Raw genomic sequence first — 13,371 nt, 5'->3', positions numbered from 1 at the left:
TGGGTGAATAACGTCTGGTTTCCTAAAAGCGAAGGATTTTTCAGCCATTCCAGTCAAATCCAGTAATACAAAAAAGCCCCGAAATCTTTCGATTCCGGGGCTTTACAGTTTTTAATCTATTCTTTTACTTAACCTTATTCTGCTGCTTTCTCTTTTTTCCTTACAGAAATCGTGAGTTCAGTACCTTCTCCGCTATAATCTGCGGTGATCACATCACCTTCAGACAGGTCTCCTTTCAGAATTTCCTCAGCAATTGCATCCTCCAGATACTTTTGGATGGCACGGTTCAGAGGTCTTGCACCATATTGCTGATCATAGCCTTTTTCAGCTAGGAAGTCCTTCGCCTTTTCGGTCAATTCGATTTTGTATCCCAGATCCGTAATTCTTCGGAAGAGTTTACCCAAACTGATGTCAATAATCTTGAAGATGTGCTCCTTGCTCAAGGAATTAAACACGACTACATCATCGAGACGGTTAAGGAATTCAGGACTGAAGGCTTTCTTCAAAGCGGACTGAATCGTGGACTTCATGATGTCGTCCATTCCTTCTGCCTTGGCTTTGTTGGCAAAACCGATACCTGCTCCAAAATCCTTCAGATCACGCACCCCAATGTTGGAGGTCATAATGATGATCGTATTTCGGAAATCCACTCTTCTGCCTAAACCATCTGTCAAAATACCGTCATCCAGGACCTGGAGTAGAATATTAAACACATCCGGGTGAGCCTTTTCGATTTCGTCCAGCAATACAACAGAGTAAGGTTTTCTTCTAACTTTCTCTGTCAACTGTCCGCCTTCTTCATAACCCACATAACCTGGAGGTGCTCCGACCAATCTGGATACGGAGAATTTCTCCATGTATTCAGACATGTCAATTCGTATCAATGCGTCTTCCTTATCGAAAAGGTAGGTTGCAAGAGTTTTTGCCAATTCGGTCTTACCTACACCGGTAGGTCCAAGGAAAATAAATGAACCGATCGGTTTCTTGGGATCTTTCAACCCAACGCGAGTCCGCTGAATCGCCTTAGTCAGTTTCTTGATTGCTTCTTCCTGTCCGATGACTTTTCCTTTGAGTTCCTCGCCCATGTTTAGCAATTTGTTGCCTTCATTTTGGGCAATACGCTTGGCTGGAATACCTGTCATCATGGCAATGACTTCAGCCACGTTATCCTCTTCCACGGTAAAACGCTTGGATTTACTCTCCTCTTCCCAACGATTTTTAGCTGCCTCCAACTGCTCCAGGAGCTTTTTCTCTTTGTCTCGAAGTTGAGCTGCCTCCTCGTATTTCTGCGATTTGACTACCCGGTTTTTCTCCGCTTTGATATTCTCCACTTCAGCCTCCAACTTGAGGATGTCCTCAGGTACGTGGATATTGTTGATGTGAACGCGTGCACCTGCTTCATCCAAAATATCTATGGCTTTGTCAGGTAGGAATCTGTCAGAAATGTATCTGTCAGAAAGTTTCACGCAAGCCTCAATGGCTGCAGGAGTGTAGACCACATTGTGGTGATCTTCATACTTATCCTTAATGTTGTTCAGAATCTGGATGGTCTCGTCAGGCGAAGTCGCATCCACCATCACCATCTGGAATCGACGGGCCAAAGCTCCGTCTTTCTCAATGTATTGACGGTATTCATCTAAAGTTGTCGCTCCGATGCACTGGATTTCCCCACGGGCAAGGGCAGGTTTGAACATATTGGAAGCATCCAGAGATCCGGAAGCACCACCGGCACCCACGATCGTATGCAATTCGTCGATAAAGAGAATTACGTTTGGAGATTTTTCCAGCTCGTTCATAACAGCCTTCATTCTCTCTTCAAACTGACCTCTGTATTTGGTACCTGCAACGAGAGATGCCAGATCCAACGTTACCACGCGCTTATTGAAGAGCACTCGGGACACTTTTTTCTGGACAATTCTCAAAGCTAAACCTTCAGCGATTGCAGTCTTTCCTACACCGGGTTCCCCGATAAGGATTGGGTTGTTTTTCTTTCTTCTGGAAAGAATCTGAGCTACCCGCTCGATTTCTTTTTCACGGCCAATAATCGGATCCAACTTATCGTCTTCCGCCATTTTGGTTAGGTCACGACCGAAGTTATCCAATACAGGAGTTCTGGATTTTTCTGCACCCGGCTTGGCTTGGCCTCCGGCACCACTGCCTGAGGAACCAAAAAGTTTTGAACCATCGTCATCGCCGTCTTCAGCTTCCGCCTTGGCTTTTGGCGCAGACCCGGAATCAGATTGCATTTCCAGCATTTCTTTCACTGAGTCGTAGTTCACTTCAAATTTATTCAGGATCTGAGTTGCGATATTGTCTTCGTCACGTAGGATAGAAAGAAGCAAATGTTCGGTACCGATCAGCTGGCTTTTGAAGATTTTAGCCTCCAGGTAGGTAATTTTCAACACCTTCTCTGACTGTCGGGTCAAAGGGATATTGGCCATGTTTTTCACATTGTGATTTGCGGTGCCTTTGACAGCCCGCTCGATTGCATTGCGCAACTCATCCAGAGGAACGCCCAATTTTTTAAGAATGGAAACAGCCACACCTTCTCCCTCTCGAATCATCCCAAGCAAGAGGTGCTCTGTGCCAATGTAATCATGTCCCAGGCGAAGGGCTTCTTCGCGGCTGAGGGAGATCACCTCTTTGACTCTATTTGAAAATTTCGCTTCCATTTAAATCCTTTCTGATTGTATAATAAACCTGTACGTATGTTACCGAATTTGTTTTAAAAACACAATCCTTTTAACGATTGTTCATTGTTTTTTTGTCGATTCTCCGAGGATTTTGTCTGCCTCAGGACCCGTACAAAATAACAAATCCAGAATGCTAAGATTGGGCTCAAAGTCTAAGCCAAAAAGCTGGGTGTAAGGTGACGGAAGATAGTAGTTTCTCTCCGAAAAAGGCCTTCCAGGCTCAATTTGGCCTCTTATGTCAAAAACATCCTCAGACAGCAAGGAACTATCTACTGCAGTAAGTCTGGCAGTCCTCCTGAGAAGTTTCAGACAGATTGTCAGAAACTTCCGATTTAGATTCCAAAGGTTTTCTTCACCCGACTCAAAAATTTCTTCGAAATAGGGGAAATAATATTCAAAAAACGGAGCCTTTCCATAGGCACTTTTTATTCCTCGTAGATGAACCGATTGCCATTTTTGATTGTAATCGATTCTTACCTGATCCATTGGGATTTTTGGACGACGACCTTGAATCGGAATACTGAGGGTTTCCACCTTGTTGGCAAGCCTAATTCGGGTGCGATTGAGATAGGATTGTCTTTGATACAGGTCTTTTGGGAAAATCAAGATCTCTTCTGCATCTGCCAGTGCTGCAAAAAACTCCAGGCTCGGAAGGTAATGTAAATCGATCGCTACTCGCTTCAACGATAAATTGGTTAAGGGTTATTTCGATTTGAAAATTGAAAGATCTAAAAATTGGAAAATTGCTGGTGAAAATCCGGTCTTACTGCTCAGAGAATATCTTCCAACTGACCCAGGCCCTCCCGGACTACCACTACTTCATCACCTGTGCAGTCCAAAATCGTGGAAGCTACATTTTGACCATAGCCTCCGTCGATCACCAAATCGACTAAGTGCTGATATTTTTCAAAAATCAACTCCGGATCGGTACTGTATTCAATTACATCATCCTCATCCCGAATAGAAGTGGATAAAATAGGCTGACCCAATTCTTCCACTATCGCCTTGGGGATCGAATGGTCCGGTACTCGGATTCCGACTGTCTTTTTGTTGCTGTGCAGGATCTTTGGCACCTGAGAACTTGCCTCCAAAATGAAGGTAAAAGGACCAGGAAGCCCTTTTTTCATCATTTTGAAAACCGGTTTGGTAATCACCCGAGTGTATTGGGCAATATTGCTCAGGTCGGCACAGACGAAGGAAAAATTGTGTTTTTTAGGATTGATTCCCTTGATTTTACAAATCTTTTCGACTGCTCGCTGATTGGTAATGTCACACCCCATACCATACACCGTATCCGTGGGATAAATGATCACCCCACCGTTTCGGAGCACTTCCACCACTTGTCTCACCCGTTTGGGATCGGGGTTTTGCTCATAAAGCCGGATAAATTCAGCTGCCATTACCGTTTCGGTTTGATTTCTTCTACAAGCTTAACCCATTTCTGCTGTAATTCGTGCACAATGGGCACATCCGCTGCTGCCCAATCCACACAAAAAAGTTCTTCCTGATCCAGCCAAATGATTTGACGGTGTTCCAGAAGCTGAATTTCTCCGGTTTCCCAAGTTGCTGCAAAGGGAATCAACCTGATGCTCTTTTCGGAAGAATAAGCGTATTCGCTGATTTTAAGCGATCCAAAAATCCGGATTCCAATCGAAAGTTCCTCCTGGATCTCGCGGATCAGGCAGTCTTCCGGCATCTCACCTTCCTCCACTTTTCCTCCCGGAAACTCCCACTTACCGGGCAAATCCATGGCTTCAGACCGCTGTGCTGCCAGGACTTTCCCCTGATGAAAAATAACAGCACAGGTGACGGGAACAGTTCTCATGACACAAAGAACCAAGTATCAAAAACAAAGTACAAGCTACCTCCAGTTGAAATTGAAAAATCACCCCAGATTAGGGAATTGGAATGACCTAAATAAAGACAAGAGTAAGGGGAAAGGTCAATCTTGAAAAGAGAGGCTGGTTTTACGAAGTAAATTTCCCTTGAGGAAAAGAGAAAATTCTCTCACAAAGGATATTTCCTATTTTTGTGCCCTATGCAAAGTGAAAAGCGTAAAAAACTCCTTCTGGTCTTAGTGATCTCGTTTTCTGTACTGGCGATTTCCATGAGCTTTTATTTCTATCAGGTTTTTTTCAGTCCCAATACCCAGGTGACTTCCGATCAAACCTACATGCTCAAAATCCCCAGCAATGCGGTGTATAAGCAGGTAGTCGATCAGTTGTATGAAGATCAAGTGATCAATGATGCGCTCAGCTTCGGATTTGTATCCAAGGTTTTGGGCTATCAGGAGGCGGTAAAGCCGGGATTGTACAAAATCGATCCTAAAATGAGCAACCTCGAACTGGTACGGATGCTGAGATCTGGGCGTCAGGTTCCGGTGAAAGTGACTTTCAACAATGTCCGAACGAAGGAAGACCTAGCCGAAAAAATCACAGCTAATCTGGAAGTGACCAAAGAGCAGTTTCTACAACTCATTCAGGATTCGGTTTATATCCGCAAGTTTGACTTTGAGGAAGAGACAATCATGAGCATGTTTATTCCCAACACCTATGAGTTTTGGTGGAACACCAGCCCGGATGCACTTTTTGATCGGATGAACAAAGAATATCAATCCTTTTGGACGGAGGAACGAAAAGCCAAAGCAAAAGCCTTAGGGCTTTCCCAAAAGCAAGTCAGCACGCTGGCTTCCATCGTGCAGGCCGAAAGTCAAAAGTCTGACGAACGCCCACGGATTGCCGGTGTTTACCTCAACAGACTTCGAATTGGAATGCCACTTCAGGCAGATCCAACCTTGGTTTTTGCAGCAGGAGACTTCTCCATCAAGCGGATTACTGGAGTGCAAATGGCCATCGACAGTCCTTACAACACCTATAAATATGCCGGCCTACCTCCCGGTCCGATCAACTTGCCTGACATCAATTCCCTGGATGCAGTCTTGAATACCGAAAAGCACGATTACTTGTATTTCTGTGCCAAAGAAGACTTTTCAGGCTATCATTCGTTTGCCAGCAATTACAACGATCACATGGCTAATGCCCGACGCTATCAGCGTGCGCTAAACGCCGCCAACATTTTCTAGGATGTTTTCATCAGAAACTCAACTCCGGGTCCGCTATGCAGAAACTGACCAAATGGGGTACGTGTATTACGGCAATTATGCAATGTACTTTGAAGTGGCCCGGGTAGAAGCCATGCGGTCGGCGGGTTTTTCCTACCGGGAAATGGAAGAAAACGGGGTGATGATGCCCGTGCTGGAAAGTCACATTCGTTACCTTAAACCCGGAAAATACGACGAGCTACTCACCATCAAAACCACCATTCCCGATCTCCCTGGCGCGAGGATCCGATTTGAATATCAGGTTTTCAACGAACTGCAAGAGTTGATCACCGAAGGATGGACCACATTGACTTTCCTCAAAAAAGACAGCCACTTGCCCACCCGGCCTCCGAAGAATTTGCTAGATTTATTGAAACCCTTTTTTGTGTAAAACTTTGATATCGTGATCAGAAAACAAATTTTCAAATGGAGAATACGCTTGCATCTAAAGGCAAGACATTTGAAAAGAATTCATTTTGGTCATCCGGACAAAAACCTTTACCAAGTCAGCCGGATTTTTATCCAGCAGCTCAAAAAAGACGACATCAATGAGCGGGCAGGGTCTATGGCATTTAGCTACACGATAGCCCTTTTCCCGCTTTTGCTTTTTTTGCTCAATCTGATTCCCTATTTGCAGGACTTTTTCCCAATGGTCACAACGGAAAACATCCTCCACTTCGTGCAGAGCATCATGCCGCCGGATATCTATAAAAACATTGAGACAACCCTGATGGACATTGTGTCCAAACCCCGTCAAAGCCTCCTGTCCTTCGGTTTTTTCTTTGCCCTTTTTGCATCCACACAGGGAGTCTTGTCTATGATGACTTCGTTTAACTCCGTGTATCGAACCAAGGAAAACAGGAGTTACTTCATGTCACACATGGTAGCAGTGAGTATAGTCTTCGCCTTGGTTATTACCGTAATTCTGGCGAGTTCCGTCATGATCATCGGCAGTTTGATGATTGATGCACTGGGAGAGCTACAGGTATTCAACAGCAACTTCATGGTATTTTTGTTCAATACACTGAAGTTTTTTGTCCTGCTGGCCGTATTCTATCTCACTTCGGCTTACATATTCCGATTTGCTCCAGCAGTCCATGACAAGTGGCACTTTTTTTCGATCGGAGCTCAACTGGCCGGTTTGTTGATCACGATATCCTTTTATGGGTTCATTTTTTACCTTGAAAACTTCGCCAGCTACAACAAACTTTACGGATCTATCGGTACCCTCATCGGCTTGATGCTTTGGCTTTGGATCACTTCTTTGATTATTCTGGTCTGTTTCGAAGTCAATGTCAGCTTGGACCTAGCAGAAGACAAACAAAAAGAGCGTGAAAACCGCCGCAAGGTTCTCAGCCATCCCGGAAATCCCTCAAAAAACTGATTCAAAGGAACTTTTACACCGACTTTTGATCGGATTATAATTCTTAATTTAGCCCTTACCCTTTTACAAAATTCCAACCCTATGAAGCGATTCCTTTTGCCCTTTAGTTTGTTTCTCTGCTTCTCTCTTTTGGTGAGCTGCAAAGAGCCTGCTCCCAAAACCATCCCTGACGCTGAAATAAACGCATGGTTTGATGCGGAATACGAGGAACTCCTCCAAATGAGTCCTTTACAACTGACAACTCAGGGAAGAAAAGACCGCTACGACCAAATTGATGACATGAGCGAAGCTGCGGAAGATCAAAAACTGGCTTGGATGGAAGCGAGTGTAAAGGAAATGAAGGAAAAATTCCCATATGAGCAGCTCAGTCCCCAAGCCAAGGTCTCCTTTGACCTGTGGGAGTATCAGTATGAAATGGAAAAAGGAGATGTGAAATTCAGAAGAATGAATTACGTCTTCAATCAAATGGGTGGAGTACACACCATGATTCCTACCATGCTGATCAATTTCCACAAGGTGGATGAAGCATCAGACATGTCTGCTTTGGTATCGCGGATCAAGGAATCCGGGAGAGCCATTCAGCAGCTGTTGGAGCGGGCAAAACTGCAAACAGAGGCCGGAGTACGTCCTCCCAAATTTGCCTATGAAATCGTGATGCAACAGGCAAATGCCTTGATCCAAGGCCAGCCATTCACCGATGGCAAAACTAACGCTCCGCTTTGGACGGATGCATTGGCCAAAATTGAAAAACTGGAAAAAGACGGAAAAATCACTCCGGAACAGGCGGAAGAATTCCGAACCCAAGCGAAAGATGCCTTGGTCAATAATTTCAAACCAGCCTATGAGGAACTTATCGCCTGGCTGGAGTCAGAATTGCCCAACCTAGAAGAAAAACCAACCGGAGTCAGCAGACATGAGATGGGCAATGCCTTCTATGCGCATAAACTGAAATCTTCCACCACCACCGACCTTACCGCCGACCAAATCCATCAGATCGGACTGGATGAAGTCAAGCGAATCCAACAGGAAATGATTGCCATCAAGGACCAAGTGGGCTTCAAGGGTGATTTGAAGGAGTTTTTCAAATTTGTAAACAGTGATCCACAGTTTTTCTTCCCAAATTCGGACGAAGGAAGACAAGGCTACCTGGATGAATCCACCGCCTACCTTGATTCGATCAAGAAAAAATTACCGGAGTATTTTGGCATACTTCCGAAGGCAGATTTGGTAGTGAAGCGGGTGGAGTCATTCCGGGAACAAGCCGGAGCTCCACAGCACTATAATCAAGGCACTCCCGATGGTTCGCGCCCTGGAACCTATTACGTGCACCTGTTGGACATGAACGCCATGCCCAAGTCCACCATGGAAGGCGTCGCCTACCACGAAGGAAATCCCGGGCATCACATGCAAGTTTCCATCGCCCAAGAACTTGAATCCGTACCTAAGTTCAGAACCCAAATGAACTTCAATGCTTATGCAGAAGGTTGGGCACTATATTCTGAAATCCTAGCCAAAGAAATGGGCGGCTATACGAATCCTTACTACGACTTTGGCCGACTGGTCAATGAAATCTGGCGAGCGATCCGACTGGTAACCGATACCGGCATCCATTCCAAAGGCTGGACTGAAGCCGATGCTATTAAATATTTCTCCGAAAATTCTTCCATCGCTCCTGGCGCTATACAAGCGGAGGTGCGCCGCTATATGGTGATTCCTGGACAGGCGACTGGATATAAAATCGGTATGCTAAAAATCCAGGAGCTTCGAAGACTGGCCGAAACTGAACTTGGGGATAAATTTGATATCCGAAGATTTCATGACCGAATATTGGGAGGTGGAGCTTTGCCTTTGGACATTTTGGAAAAAGAGGTAAAGCGTTGGATTGAAGAGGAGAAAGTCAGTCAGCAGTAGGCAGTATTCAGTCGCAGCTGACAAACCGAAAAAATTAACCGGAAAAAAATCAGGGACTTAGGATAAAAAGGTAAAAAGGACTTGTCCACAAAAAGGAAAGGATATACTTTTGCACACTCGAAAAGAGAGATCACAACACAGAGGAGTGGCAGAGTGGTCGATCGCGGCGGTCTTGAAAACCGTTGTACCGAGAGGTACCGGGGGTTCGAATCCCTCCTCCTCTGCATAAAAAGGCTGAAGAAATTCAGCCTTTTTTCATTTAAAGTCGTCGCGCCTGCCCTGCATTCTGGCCCCACGCTAAATCTTTCCACAGTAAAGATTTTTACGCTCAGTCCTCTCCTCCTCTGCATCAAAAAAGCCAAGCTAATGCTTGGCTTTTTTTATTTATTTGAGCCTTCTTATCCAGCTCCAAATCATTTTCTACCCTACCCTCGACTCCGAAAACAAATCATACGCGGCCACCAACAGCTGTCGGGCTGGAGATTCCCCATATTTCTCATAGCTCTCGATATCTTTCCGCTCTTCAACATAAACTGGAAAGTATTTCCCTTCGATTTCATCCCAAACAACCAGCAAATAGGCATAAGGAATCCTGTTGTTCCTGCCCACTTCAAACCAAGATTCAAAAAGTGATTCATCAAGCGATTTGGGGTAATCCGGACCGTCAAACATGGGGCAATAGATTTCTAAATAGGCAGGCAAGTTAAACTGCCTGGAAGGAAGATTAAAAAAATATTCAATAAACCAATCCAGCAGCCTGACACGTGCAATTCGAAGGGAAATTCCCCCACGAACTGTCCCTGCCCTACTTCAATACATGAAAAGCCAACAGTCTCTGGACTTCGTAGACATTAACTGATTTGTTAAACTGCTTACGGATGCTGGGTTCGACCTCGCTTGAAATCCAGATTTTAAGCTCCGCATCAAGATCGAATGTCCCAGCCGTTTCGATGCTGAATCGGGTGATGCTTTTATAGGTCACCGATTTGTATTCGGTCTTGCTACCTGTTAGTCCCTGCACGTCCACCAAAATCATGCGCTTGTTGGTGAAAATAAAAGTGTCCCGAATCAATTTGAACCCCAATTCCACTTCCTCGCCTTCGGTGAGCAATTGCCCGTATTTTTTTACCAATTCCTCTTGACTGACTGCACCGGCGTTACCCAGTAATGCTGAAAATAGTCCCATGATTTGTCTATTAAAGTTTGAAATACAAGTAGTGATTTTCCCGGGAGAATTAAATACCCAGTAAAGGGTATTTTCAACCAAAGAATTCCGGTTGATCTATAGGTGATTTTGAGAACCCATACCCAATCCAAAAGGAATTTCTGCTCCGCGATTTTTGGCCATTTCCCTTATCTCCCAATGAAAAGTGAGTGACTTTAATCTACTTTCCGGATCCGCTACTTCCCAGCTTTCCAAATATTGAGTGGTTTCACATTCGGTCAGGGCGTAATACTTCTTCACCAAGGGCTCCTGCCTGGATCTAAACCATGCCCAAGTACCAGAAAATGTATCGGCTCCTTTTCCTGTTATTGGTTTCAGGTGATAAGGTATCCGGTAGCCGTCCTTTTCATCCAAAAGGTAATAGACATACTCGTGACCCTCCTCAATGATAATTTTTTCCCCATCCATAATGACCTCCATCAAAACTTCCTCCGGCAGGTCAAGATCTTTTCTCCAAGCCTCCACCACCAGCGAATTTTGCCATTTTCGAAAAAACGAGATATAATTTTCAAATCCTTCAAAAAAATATAGAAATGAATTCCACCTCAAAATTCTACCCGGGTTCTCTGAATGCGTGTGGGAGATAAAATCAAAAGTGGACCGATACTTATCCAACCAAAGCTGCACCTCATCCAAATCAAAGCAATCCCTGCCTTCCAGTATTTCCTGTTCAGCCTTCAAGGCTATTTCGGTATAAATTACCTCATCGGGGCTGAGGTAAAACCCAGGCTTTTCATCATCGCAGATCCATAAGCTCACCTGAATCCCATACCAATCCCTTCGCTGATGACATCGTAAAAAACTACATTCAAAAATATCCTTGATGCAGTGATCCTTGAGATCGGCTGTCGGCTCGAGGATAAACCGAAAATCGAGATAATTGCGGGTCTTGTTTCCCACAAAGCGATAGGCCGTCCGGATGAGATCAGGATTGCAGTTTAACTCGCAACAATTGCCCGTTTCCACTTCGATGTATTCATCACCATCCTTTCTAAACTCCTCGAAAATCTCCTCCATTTTTTTTACAAAAACGGGTTGTGCTACCTCCTGATAGGTTTGATCCGGGTCGAGCAACTCACCCAATAAGCGGGCATCCATGGAGGCAAAAGCGTGTAGAACTTGATTGAGATAGAAATCCATATCCATCCTGGTTTGACAAAAGGGATTACAATCAACCCAATTCGGGAGAAAATAGAAAGACAAACGAAGGCAGACTTTTTGATTTTCGGACATGGAATGTCTCAAAAAAATGGTTGGTCAAGCCAAGCCGTGGTCCATGTCAAGTGCCTTGGTCTGCTCCCTCAAAGACTATTGCCCGTCCCGGAAAAATAAAATTTCAAAACCGCATAAGGCTTATCGCCATAGCCCCCTTCTGGCACTTCTGGCTTCGCGCTCTAGTTTCTGGAAAAGCTCCTGATAACGGACATTAGGAGGATAGGTAGCGACAGTGGCGTATCCTTCCTTAACCAATAACGAATTGATCATTTGGCCGGATTCGAGGTAGGCATAGGCCAGAGTCCTTTTATATCGATCGTATTTCTGCACGTCAAACTCCAGTCTCACCCGCTTATTCAATAGTAGCCGTTTGGCATACTCACTCGCCTCTTTGCCAAAATACTCCACCTCTGTTCGTCCTGTCTTTCTGGATTCCGGGGTATTTATCCCGATCAGGCGAATTTTCTCCTCTTTTCCTGATGGATAAGTCACCCAAAACGTATCTCCATCCGAGACCTTGGTGACTAAAAGAAGTCCAGTCTTACTTTGAGCTAAACCTTCGAGAGGGTGTAAAGTGGAAATCAGGAAGAATGCCAGGAAAAGAAAATAGGATGGCTTGGCAAAATTCATCATTTAAGCTTTTGCAAAAAGGGAATTAGGATCTCAAAATCAATGTTCAATGATCAAACTCAATGTTCAAGGAATTCCAATCCTGAACCTTGAAAATTGCTCATTGAACATTGGTAATTGATCATTGATCATTTTTTCAGTTTCGGAATCACTTCCTCGCCGATGAGTGCGATGGACTCGCTGAGTTGTTGATGACTCAGTCCGGCATTATCCATCTGGAATGTGAAGCGATCAATCCCTCCGAGCGATTCGCTGTGGCGAAGTATTTTCTCGGCCACTTCATCAGAATCCCCGACGAGGTAGGCGCCCCATTTGGAGTTTTGTGCTTCGAAATGTCCACGGGTCACCGGTGGCCAACCTCGCTCTTTTCCGATTCTGGTGAAAGTTTGGGCATAGCCCGGATAGTAATTCTCAACGGCTGATTCGTGGGTTTGAGCCACATATCCCAGCGAGTGGAGTCCTACTTTGAGTTCGTCCTGAGCAAAGCCAGCCTTGTCTCCAGCCTCCCGATACAAATCCACCAAAGGTCGGAATCGATGCGTTTCTCCACCGATCACGGCTACCATCAATGGCAATCCGAGCGAACCTGCACGGGCAAAAGAACCCGGAGTACCTCCCACACCCAACCAAATCGGCAGCTTTTCCTGAACCGGACGTGGGTAGATGGGTTGACTCTGCAAAGCAGGTCGGAATTTACCCGACCAAGTCACTACTTCCTGTTCACGGATTTGGAGCAGAAGGCCAAGCTTTTCGGCAAAAAGCTTATCGTAATCCTGGAGATTGAGCCCAAATAGCGGAAAAGCCTCAGTAAAAGAACCTCTACCCACCACCAGTTCGGCACGGCCTTGAGAAACCAAGTCGAGTGTCGCAAACTGCTGAAACACCCGCACCGGATCAGCGGCACTAAGTACGGTCACGGCACTGCTGAGTCTAATGCGTTTGGTCATCCCGGCTGCTGCGGCCAAAATCACAGAGGTTGCCGAATCCAAAAACTCCTTGCGGTGATGCTCGCCAATGGCAAAGACATCCAAGCCTTTTTCATCCGCCAATTTGATCCGCTCAAGCAACTCCCGCATGGCATCCTGAGCGGTACCCTCTGGATTTCCCTGAGCATCCGTCACAAAAGCCGCAAAACTGTCAATTCCGATTTCCATCGTGTATTCCTTTCTTTTTGATTGAAGGAAAAACCAACAGACCCCTAAAAAGATTCATT

General features: G+C 45.2%; 13 protein-coding genes and 1 tRNA gene. 5 read left to right on the top strand and 9 right to left on the bottom strand.

Annotated features, from left to right (window positions below):
* Positions 1–134 precede the first annotated feature (134 nt).
* The 4 genes from D0X99_RS05365 to D0X99_RS05350 all read right to left on the bottom strand — a co-directional run bounded on the left by D0X99_RS05365 (position 135) and on the right by D0X99_RS05350 (position 4,518).
* Positions 135–2,672: an ATP-dependent Clp protease ATP-binding subunit gene (locus tag D0X99_RS05365; RefSeq protein ID WP_119476621.1), complete on the bottom strand. Its 2,538-nt coding sequence runs from the start codon at positions 2,670–2,672 to the stop codon at positions 135–137.
* Positions 2,673–2,753: 81 nt separating this feature from the next.
* On the bottom strand, positions 2,754–3,377 hold the full coding sequence (locus tag D0X99_RS05360) for a WbqC family protein (RefSeq protein ID WP_119476620.1): 624 nt from the start codon (positions 3,375–3,377) through the stop codon (positions 2,754–2,756).
* 86 nt (positions 3,378–3,463) lie between these two features.
* Positions 3,464–4,093, bottom strand: coding sequence for an L-threonylcarbamoyladenylate synthase (locus D0X99_RS05355; RefSeq protein ID WP_119476619.1), 630 nt, complete (start codon positions 4,091–4,093; stop codon positions 3,464–3,466).
* Entirely contained in the window at positions 4,093–4,518 is a 426-nt protein-coding gene (locus D0X99_RS05350) for a (deoxy)nucleoside triphosphate pyrophosphohydrolase (protein ID WP_119476618.1), read from the bottom strand. Before D0X99_RS05350 ends, D0X99_RS05355 begins: the two co-directional genes overlap by 1 nt.
* A gap of 213 nt (positions 4,519–4,731) precedes the next feature.
* Here D0X99_RS05350 and mltG point away from each other — a divergent pair, with 213 nt between their 5' ends.
* From mltG to D0X99_RS05325, 5 genes are all read left to right on the top strand, one after another.
* Positions 4,732–5,775: an endolytic transglycosylase MltG gene (gene mltG / locus D0X99_RS05345; RefSeq protein ID WP_119476617.1), complete on the top strand. Its 1,044-nt coding sequence runs from the start codon at positions 4,732–4,734 to the stop codon at positions 5,773–5,775.
* 1 nt (position 5,776) lies between these two features.
* The gene (locus D0X99_RS05340; RefSeq protein WP_119476616.1) at positions 5,777–6,184 is read left to right on the top strand and encodes an acyl-CoA thioesterase; all 408 of its coding nucleotides are present in this window, start codon (positions 5,777–5,779) and stop codon (positions 6,182–6,184) included.
* 12 nt (positions 6,185–6,196) lie between these two features.
* Entirely contained in the window at positions 6,197–7,177 is a 981-nt protein-coding gene (locus D0X99_RS05335; protein ID WP_119476615.1) for a YihY/virulence factor BrkB family protein, read from the top strand.
* Positions 7,178–7,258: 81 nt separating this feature from the next.
* On the top strand, positions 7,259–9,088 hold the full coding sequence (locus D0X99_RS05330) for a DUF885 domain-containing protein (protein ID WP_119476614.1): 1,830 nt from the start codon (positions 7,259–7,261) through the stop codon (positions 9,086–9,088).
* A 139-nt stretch (positions 9,089–9,227) separates the two neighbouring features.
* Positions 9,228–9,312 (top strand) — tRNA-Ser (locus tag D0X99_RS05325).
* 196 nt (positions 9,313–9,508) lie between these two features.
* Here D0X99_RS05325 and D0X99_RS05320 read toward each other — a convergent pair.
* The 5 genes from D0X99_RS05320 to D0X99_RS05300 all read right to left on the bottom strand — a co-directional run bounded on the left by D0X99_RS05320 (position 9,509) and on the right by D0X99_RS05300 (position 13,312).
* Complete coding sequence (locus D0X99_RS05320) at positions 9,509–9,760, bottom strand: hypothetical protein (RefSeq protein WP_119476613.1); 252 nt, start codon at positions 9,758–9,760, stop codon at positions 9,509–9,511.
* 133 nt (positions 9,761–9,893) lie between these two features.
* Positions 9,894–10,274 carry a PH domain-containing protein gene (locus D0X99_RS05315; protein WP_119476612.1) on the bottom strand — a complete coding sequence of 127 codons (381 nt, stop codon included), beginning with the start codon at positions 10,272–10,274 and terminating at the stop codon, positions 9,894–9,896.
* Between the two features lie 96 nt (positions 10,275–10,370).
* On the bottom strand, positions 10,371–11,453 hold the full coding sequence (locus tag D0X99_RS05310) for a hypothetical protein (protein WP_147392189.1): 1,083 nt from the start codon (positions 11,451–11,453) through the stop codon (positions 10,371–10,373).
* 213 nt (positions 11,454–11,666) lie between these two features.
* Positions 11,667–12,161, bottom strand: coding sequence for a thermonuclease family protein (locus D0X99_RS05305; RefSeq protein ID WP_233553656.1), 495 nt, complete (start codon positions 12,159–12,161; stop codon positions 11,667–11,669).
* Positions 12,162–12,286: 125 nt separating this feature from the next.
* Positions 12,287–13,312 carry an LLM class flavin-dependent oxidoreductase gene (locus tag D0X99_RS05300; RefSeq protein WP_119476610.1) on the bottom strand — a complete coding sequence of 342 codons (1,026 nt, stop codon included), beginning with the start codon at positions 13,310–13,312 and terminating at the stop codon, positions 12,287–12,289.
* Positions 13,313–13,371 lie beyond the last annotated feature (59 nt).

The organism is Algoriphagus lacus (genome assembly GCF_003583985.1).
In the GTDB taxonomy this organism is placed as follows: Bacteria; Bacteroidota; Bacteroidia; order Cytophagales; family Cyclobacteriaceae; genus Algoriphagus; species Algoriphagus lacus.
Note: the sequence above shows the minus strand (reverse complement) of the source record. Positions and strands in the feature narration are given on the sequence as shown.

Bases quoted from the DNA above. Each gene is read 5' to 3' on its own strand.
- D0X99_RS05365 (WP_119476621.1), bottom strand. From the start codon at position 2,672: ATGGAAGCGAAATTTTCAAATAGAGTCAAAGAGGTGATCTCCCTCAGC.
- D0X99_RS05355 (WP_119476619.1), bottom strand. From the start codon at position 4,093: ATGGCAGCTGAATTTATCCGGCTTTATGAGCAAAACCCCGATCCCAAA.
- D0X99_RS05350 (WP_119476618.1), bottom strand. From the start codon at position 4,518: ATGAGAACTGTTCCCGTCACCTGTGCTGTTATTTTTCATCAGGGGAAA.
- mltG (WP_119476617.1), top strand. From the start codon at position 4,732: ATGCAAAGTGAAAAGCGTAAAAAACTCCTTCTGGTCTTAGTGATCTCG.
- D0X99_RS05340 (WP_119476616.1), top strand. From the start codon at position 5,777: ATGTTTTCATCAGAAACTCAACTCCGGGTCCGCTATGCAGAAACTGAC.
- D0X99_RS05330 (WP_119476614.1), top strand. From the start codon at position 7,259: ATGAAGCGATTCCTTTTGCCCTTTAGTTTGTTTCTCTGCTTCTCTCTT.
- D0X99_RS05320 (WP_119476613.1), bottom strand. From the start codon at position 9,760: ATGTTTGACGGTCCGGATTACCCCAAATCGCTTGATGAATCACTTTTT.
- D0X99_RS05315 (WP_119476612.1), bottom strand. From the start codon at position 10,274: ATGGGACTATTTTCAGCATTACTGGGTAACGCCGGTGCAGTCAGTCAA.
- D0X99_RS05310 (WP_147392189.1), bottom strand. From the start codon at position 11,453: ATGGATTTCTATCTCAATCAAGTTCTACACGCTTTTGCCTCCATGGAT.
- D0X99_RS05305 (WP_233553656.1), bottom strand. From the start codon at position 12,161: ATGATGAATTTTGCCAAGCCATCCTATTTTCTTTTCCTGGCATTCTTC.
- D0X99_RS05300 (WP_119476610.1), bottom strand. From the start codon at position 13,312: ATGGAAATCGGAATTGACAGTTTTGCGGCTTTTGTGACGGATGCTCAG.